At 62.9% G+C, this 6,647-nt stretch carries 5 protein-coding genes; 2 read left to right on the top strand and 3 right to left on the bottom strand.

The features are described 5' to 3' along the window. A partial coding sequence (locus VFW45_00490; protein HEU5179241.1) for a hypothetical protein occupies positions 1–373 on the top strand: 373 nt, incomplete at its 5' end. Between the two features lie 118 nt (positions 374–491). Here VFW45_00490 and VFW45_00485 read toward each other — a convergent pair. The 3 genes from VFW45_00485 to VFW45_00475 form a co-directional block, all read right to left on the bottom strand. After that, positions 492–1,256: a DUF2585 family protein gene (locus VFW45_00485; GenBank protein ID HEU5179240.1), complete on the bottom strand. Its 765-nt coding sequence runs from the start codon at positions 1,254–1,256 to the stop codon at positions 492–494. A 192-nt stretch (positions 1,257–1,448) separates the two neighbouring features. After that, the gene (locus VFW45_00480) at positions 1,449–4,652 is read right to left on the bottom strand and encodes a M14 family zinc carboxypeptidase (protein HEU5179239.1); all 3,204 of its coding nucleotides are present in this window, start codon (positions 4,650–4,652) and stop codon (positions 1,449–1,451) included. 298 nt (positions 4,653–4,950) lie between these two features. Further along, positions 4,951–5,514 (bottom strand): hypothetical protein, encoded by a 564-nt coding sequence (locus VFW45_00475; GenBank protein HEU5179238.1) that lies wholly within the window; start codon positions 5,512–5,514, stop codon positions 4,951–4,953. Positions 5,515–5,689: 175 nt separating this feature from the next. Between VFW45_00475 and VFW45_00470 the strand changes: the two genes are divergently transcribed. Then, complete coding sequence (locus VFW45_00470; protein ID HEU5179237.1) at positions 5,690–6,628, top strand: alpha/beta fold hydrolase; 939 nt, start codon at positions 5,690–5,692, stop codon at positions 6,626–6,628. The last annotated feature ends 19 nt before the right edge of the window (positions 6,629–6,647 follow it).

The raw sequence follows: 6,647 nt of genomic DNA, 5'->3' as shown, positions 1-6,647 counted from the left end.
GATTTGCTTCGACCTCAATCGACCTGGATTTCGCAGTGAGCCGCGCCTTGAGGCCTCGTACTGGATAAGGCAGAACGTCCCCTCCGGCAGTGTCATCGCAACGAAAAAACTCTATTTTGACCTGCCTGCCATCAGCACCTCCAGATACCACCTGGAGAAGCTCGATTCTGAGACCTGTGAAATCCCAAAGGGTGCTTGGCACGTGGCCTCGGAACCCTTCGCCCAGCAAGCCCGCTGCGAGGCGGAAGCCCGCGTCGAAGCCACTTTTGAGAACCCACCGATCTTGGCGCCTCTGTCGAGCCTGGCGGGGCATGTGCCGGAAGACTTCTATTACACCAATTTGCGAATTGTAGTGTACGGCCCAGGCGGTTGACGGAATCCGGAGCAGGGTTCCCCGGCTCATCCCATGGAAGATCGCCTCTTTTCACACAATGCCGGGATGGAGGGTCGGGAGGCATACCGGGCGAACCTGGCCGAGGAGCAGTATTTCATCAACCTCGGAGAGGTCGCCTGCCTGGAGACTCAGACGCAGCAGACCAGCCGGGTGGATAGCGACACGCCGGCGCCCGGCGAGGTCTTCGGTCGGACCCTCGGGAGAGGTTTGAAAGAGCGCGGGGAGCCGGGGCCGACTGCCACTCTTGAATGGCGGGGACGGGATGGAGCACGCGGATGACGCTGAGGGTCAGGTTTTCACGCGCCCAAAAAAGGCAGAAGAGCTCCAGGACGAGGACTCCGGCCACGCTGCTGCGGACACGCAGCCGGGAGGCGCACAGGAATCCGATCGTCATCATGAGAATGTCGCTGCAGGAGTTCAGGATGCTGTCGCCGACGTAGCCCTGAGTGCCCGCGCGGTAGCGCTCGATGATGGGCTGGGAATTCTCCAGGATTTCCCATCCTGCGGCGAGCGACAACGCCATCACGAGCCGCAGCCGCAAGGGAAGCCGCCGCGCCGTCAGCCACAGAAAGGCGTAGAAGAGAACCCCGTGCACGATGTGGGAGAACGAATAGACATCCAGCACGCGCTGGGAGTTCTCGCCGCTCCAGATGTCGCCGGCCCACCAGCCGAATCGACCGTCCGGCCCGAGCGCCGAGCGTCCCATCGACGTCTCGAGCACGGCCGTCACCGCCAGGATCGCGATCGCGGCGAGGAGCACCCATCGCTGGGTAAGAAGGAATCCCATGCCGGACGGACCGCGAAGGAAGCTCCTCCATCCACCGAGGACCGAGGATTCGGGCTGCTCCGTTGAAGGCTTCATCCGGGCCTGCCAGGTGGCGGGCCTCGTCAGGCTTCCGGAGAGGCGGAAAGGCTTGGAGGACGCAGGTTTCCCGAGGGACATGGCGTTTATTATTGCACGCCGAGGTCTCCTGACGGGAACCGATCTACCTGGGAGCCAGACCTATCGCTCCCTCGAACCGGCGTGTCGCTTGGAGGCTCTCCGGGACCGGAATCAGCGCAGCAGATAGTCGATTACGACCCTCATCAGCTCATTGCGCGTGTCCGCTCCGGTCACACCTTCCAATCCGAAACCCATATACACGGTGTCTTCCGTTGCCACGGCGGCGGCTTCCTTGATCCCCAGGCCGCCACGGCGTACCCAGTCATTGAGGTTCGCTCCATCGCCGGGCGGGGCACCGGGAACGGTCCAGCCGTCCAACCCGCCTTCAAATGACGTCGTTCCCTCGCCGGTGGAGACGGAGATGTCGTCCACGAACACGCCGGGGAATTCCTGCACCGACAGATCGCTCAAGACCGTGATCGAGACTTCGACCTGAGTGCCCGCGTAGCTGGAGAGATCGATGCGCCACTGCTGCCAACCTTGCGAGTTTCCGGTCGCGGCGTTCCAGGCGCCGGTCGACCCGGTCGGGCTGCACCTTCCGGTCTGCGAATCGAGCGTCTGGTAGTGCGCCAGGAAAGGATGCAGCGCACTCCATCCACCGGGGCAGGCCCCGTCGTCGGAAAGGTCGCCCGAAGTGTGACCGTTAGTGTCCGGGAGCGTCGTCCAGTTGTCCTGTCCGACGGTATGGGCCTCGATCACAAGGTAGTCGAAGCTAAACTCGAGATTGTAGCTGGTCCAGAACTCCAGCGTCGCGCCTCCCGCCGGCACGGTGATGGTGCGCGAAAGGCGCTTGTACGCCGCGTTGGCAAGGTTCGACCACACGAGCCAATCCCCGGTGTGTGGCTCGAAAGCACCCGAGATGCCGGTCAGATATTCGGCTGCTGGCCAGCTCGCGAACTGGGGGAAGCTGCCCGCAGGATCGGTGATCCCCAGGAGATCGGCGGTCGCGAAGAACGACGAATTGGAGTTCTGGTTGCCTGCGCTGTCGGCGCCGTTGAAACTCCAGGGCCCGGCCCCAGTCAGCGGCTCATCGATGCCGGCGACGTTGAAGGGAACTCCTGTCTGTGGGTCGAGGCCGCCATCGACCCTGGTGATCGTCGCACCGAAGAAGTACTCGATGGGATCGGATTGACCGTTGCCCGAACCCGATAGAGCCAGGCAACGAGGCAGCACCCCATCGTTGCTCCGACACATCAGATTCTCGAACGGATCGTACAGCTGATCGGCGAGGTCCGGAGTGTACTGTTGCCCCGCCCGCTGCCCGGCGTACAGGACACGCCCCCCTTCATTGATGTAGTCCCGTACTTCCAGCAACTCCTGCATTGCCAGCCGCGAAGCGTTCCCCGCGCCCCAGCCGGCCTCGCGCGTGATGATGTCGTTGCCCGTGTACCAGATGACCGCATCGTAGTGGCTGAGCACGCCGAGGTTGTCAGGTGCCGAACGGCCGTGGGCGTCGACATCATAGACGTCGAAAGCCACCCCGTTGGCCGTGAGAGCGTCCGCGTAGAACGAGAGATAGCTTGGCGCGGTGGCGCCCGTCGACGCAGGCGATGCGCCCGTGTAGTCCTCCGCCGCCAGAATCAACACACGCTTATCGGTATTGGACTCGACGGTATAGGTGAACGAGCCGCTCGTCCGTCCTCCGCCGGCAAACGACACCGTCACCGTGTCGCCGGTCTTCGTGCCGGTCACTTGCCCGCGCATCACATGGTAATAGGCGCCGTTGCCCGGACCGTAGCGGGCCCCGCCGGCCCATTCGCTCGTGCTCGCCGTCCGCACAATGCCGTTGTTGATCCGGTAACGTACGGTGACCGCACCGAGGCTGCGCCTGGCGAGCACGCGTACTTCCTGCGGATCGCCGTAGGAGACGGCGAACTTGAAGTCGAACAGGGAGTGATGCCCGTTTTGCGGATCGATGTCGTCCTGGTCGAGATAGAACGGCTGCGGGACGATGCCGACCGGCGACACAGGGGTAGCCGGCTGCATGGCCGACCGAACCAGGCCGAGATGGAAGGCGAGCGTCTTCTGGAACTCAGCCTGGATCAGAGCCTCGTTGTCGGGGAACACGAATCCCGCGCCCGGCTCGCCCTCGCCCAGCTCGACCGTGAGGGCAACCGTGCCCGCGTTCTTGTCCGCGAAGTCGGTCGTCTCGCCATTGGTTACATAGAGCGCGTCGGCTGACTGGCCCGGGTTGAAGCCCGGGATTGCGGGGTTCGCGTCGGTGCCGGCGACGGCGACGTAGATCGGATTGTCGGCATCGAGCGTGCCGACCTGCCATCCCTGCCCGTAGAGCAGCAGCTCACCGGTTGAATGCATGTTGGACTGGAACCTGGGTTTGATGCGTCCGATCAGACCCTGCAGGGCCTGAGTCTCGGGCTCGGAAGCGGGACTCGGCCCGCGATAGGTCTCTTCCGAGGGGTCCGGGGAAGAGCCCTCGTCGTCGTAGCCCCAGCGCTCGCCGAAATTGCGATTCAGGTCGACACCGTCGGCGAGGGTGATCTGGCCGTCGCCGTCGTTGTCACTCACGTTCTTCCGCCACAGGCGCTCGGAGTCGAACGTGAACTGGTACCCGTCGGGATTGGCCACGATCACGAACCACAGCTCGGTGGTTTGCAGCAGCCCCTTTGCCTCCTTCTGGTTGGCGCGCCAGTTGTCGACGAAGTAGTGGAGCAGTCGCCGATTGACCTCGACGCTGATCCACTCGCGCGCATGCTGCAGTGACGAAAACAGGACGGCGGGGCGCTTGCCGTCGGGCATGGTGGCGGCGCCGGCGGTGAGCTTCAGCGCGATGATCTCGCGGCCTTGTGCCGTATGTCCGAGGACGGAGAGCTTGACGAGCTGCGGGTTATCCGCCGCCAGCGCGTAGAGCTCGTCCCGGATGCCGCCCGCCTCATCCCAGGAGCGGAAAACCTGGTAGCCCGCGAGCTCCTGGGAGACAGCCTGTTGCTGGACCGTCTCGCCTCTGGCGTTGCGCTTGAGGTCGATTTGCACTCCTGCCGCCGCCACGGCGTCGCGCTGGGCGTCGCTCAGCACAGCGTCGACAGTAACTCCCCGCGCCGTGTATCGTCGCCCCGTCAGCTCGAGGCCTTGGGTGACCGCCCGGATGGTCTCCGCGTCCCCCTCGAGCGTATACATCTGAAGTCCCAACCGGGAGGCAGCAAGCGAAGATGGAGCGCCAGCCAACAGGGCTGCAAGCACGAGCGCAATAGCGGACGATGGCAGCAGGACGAGACGGGTCATTGTTCGCACGATGAGTCTCCCCGGATGAAAGTGCGGCACCACGATAAAGCCGGTAAACGCGCTATCTCTCCTCATAAGCCCATCCCCTCGGACAAGTCTGGCGCCGCGGAGCGGGGGCTCTCCCCCCCTGTGGACCTGCCAGCGCGCACAAACGTCGGGGCCCGGGCGTTTACATCCGCTATCCAACGGCCTGGTTGTTTTGTATCGAGAAAAGTCCGGCCGGGAGCTGGAGCTGTCGAAATTGGCGTGAAGCTACGACCAATCCTCTGACGTGTCAAGCGGTATTTCATCCTTGCGGGTGCGAGGATCTCCCCGACACAAACCTTCGGCCCCTCCGATGATCAGAGAATCCGGGGGACCTCCCGGAATTGCTTCAATTCATCAGATAAGCGTAGAGATTGGCGCTCACCGTCCGGTCGGAGGTGTTGTAGAGCCAGACTCGGTAGCGCGGGAATCCCACCGGATAGCGCTGCGAGTCGGATGCGACGTAGGGAGACGAGGAGGAGAAGGCGGCTGTCTTGATCTCCAGCGAGAACTGACCCTTGCCCTCCTCCTCGAAGATCCGGAGCACCGGGTCCTCGTCGGGAACCAGGATGGCCCCCACGACGCCCGGCTTGATCGGGTTCTTCTTCGACTGCCCGTTGAGAGCGAGAATCACCGAGGTGAATCCATCCGTCTCCAGCACTCCGGCCGGAATCAGCCGCGAGACTTCGGTGGGAGCCACGGGTGGCACGGTGAGGTCCTTGAAGTGCTGCGGGAGTCCATGTCGAACCGTCCCCTCGATGGAGACCGAGCCCGACACCTTCTGCACCGATGGGAAGTTCGCAACGAAGACCCGCTGAATCTCTTCCGTCGCGCCGGCCCCTCCCACGAGAATCAAGACCGCGAGTCCCAACAAGATCGGAATCGATGCGGCCGCCAGCCACCCTTTCGTCATCACAGGCCTCCCGAGGTTGGATTGTGCCTCCATTCGTGGAGCAGCCTAACCTTCAATCCGACTCGGGGCGACTGCTTCTCCAGGATTCCCTTCCAGTGAACACCCCCAAGGTCGATAGTCCGGAGGGATCGTTGCGAACATGTTAGGCTCAAGGCCAAGCCGACAGGGGGATGAAATGGTCCGTCGCATTGCCATCGCGATTGGCACGCTGATTCTCGCGGTGCTTCTATGGGCTACGGTGAGGTACACCGCGGCAAACATGGAGACCAAGCCGCTGACCGACGAGGTTCGCAAGGCGGCGGGCGGAAGCTATGTGACGCTTTCCGAAGGTGTCGTCCATTACCAGATCGGCGGGCCCGATATCGGACGCGTCGTGGTCCTTGTCCACGGGTTTTCAGTTCCATGCTACATCTGGGATCCCGCGTATGAAGCACTGATCGGGGCGGGCATCCGGACGTTGCGGCTCGATCTTCTTGGTCGCGGATACTCCGATCGGCCGCGCCTCACCTATTCGGCGGATCTGTTCGACCGCGAAATCATCGAGTTGCTTGATTCGCTCGGGATCCAGGAGCCGGTAGACATCGCGGGACTTTCCATGGGCGGCGCGGTCGCGCAGTACTTCGCGAACCATCACCCCGATCGTACTCACTCGGTGATTCTCATCGACCCTTCGTTCAGCCATGGAACGGACCGCGAGCCTTGGTCGATGCACGTTCCCGTTCTGAGGAATTACATCATGAGAGTCCATGTAGCGCCGGGGATGGCCGCGGGACAGATGTCCGATTTCGCGTACCCCGAACGCTTCCCGGACTGGCCGGCCCGCTACCGAGTCCAAATGCAGTATCCCGGCTTCTTGAACGCCATCATGTCCACACGGCTTGCCGACGAAAGACGCGATCTGAGCAAGGAATATGCAGCGCTCGGAGAGAAGCACGTTCCGGTGCTGCTGATCTGGGGTAAGCGGGACAGGACAGTGCCGTTCGGGCTCAGCGACGAGCTACGGAAGCTCGTGCCGCAGGCCGAATTTCATGCGATCGACGACGCCGGCCACATTCCGTACATGGAGCAGCCGGGCGTCGTGAACCCTATTTTGATCAGTTTTCTAAGGCCTTGAGAAGGCTTGGAGCGCAACG

Source organism: Candidatus Polarisedimenticolia bacterium (genome assembly GCA_035764505.1).
Lineage (GTDB): Bacteria > Acidobacteriota > Polarisedimenticolia > Gp22-AA2 > AA152 > AA152.
Note: the sequence above shows the minus strand (reverse complement) of the source record. Positions and strands in the feature narration are given on the sequence as shown.